This is a genomic window from Aminobacter sp. P4_D5 (genome assembly GCF_056401815.1).
The window spans coordinates 1-630 of the sequence record NZ_JBFUIP010000921.1; the positions used below are offsets into that span (position 1 = coordinate 1).

At 68.4% G+C, this 630-nt stretch carries 1 protein-coding gene; it reads right to left on the minus strand.

Features of this window, described 5'->3' with window-relative positions; all coding sequences use genetic code 11:
• A partial coding sequence (locus AC1DWF_RS35805; RefSeq protein WP_476843204.1) for an HAD family hydrolase occupies positions 1–490 on the minus strand: 490 nt, incomplete at its 3' end.
• Between the last annotated feature and the right edge of the window lie 140 nt (positions 491–630).

The window sequence follows — 630 nt, forward strand, 5'->3', positions numbered from 1 at the left end:
GATAGGCCTCGGGCTGCGGCTTGTAGAAGCGGGTCGCCTCGGCGCCGAGGATCGCGTCCCAGGGCAGGCCGGCCCGCTTGGCCATGTTCGCCATCAGCGCGATATTGCCGTTGGACAGCGTGCCCAGGAAATACTTCCGGCTCATGCGCGTGAGGCCGAGCACCACCTCCGGCCAGGGATCCAGCCGATGCCAGGCACGGTTCAGCTGATCGAGGTCGCCCTCGCTCGCGCCGGTGATGTTGTGGGCCGCAAGCACCTTCTCCAGGCTCTCCCGGTGCAGCACGTCGAGCCGCGTATAGGGACGGCGGCCGGAGCGRCACTCCTCCATCCCCGGCTGGTAGAGGCCGCGCCACTGATCGGCCAGCGCGAAGGGATCGAGGTCGGTGCGACCCATCGCGGGCAGGAAGGCGGCGAATTCGCGCGCCACCCCCGTCCGCCAGTCCACCACGGTGCCGAAGACGTCGAAGACGAGGGCTTTGACCCGGCTCATTTCGCGGCATCCTTCTCGGCGATCTCGGCCCAGCGCTTGTCGAACTCCCAGACCTCCGGGAAGCCCATCAGCTCGCAGATGCGACCGAAGCCGTAGCTCTCCTGCGCGGGCAGGCCGTTGCTGTCGCCGGCCTTCTTCAG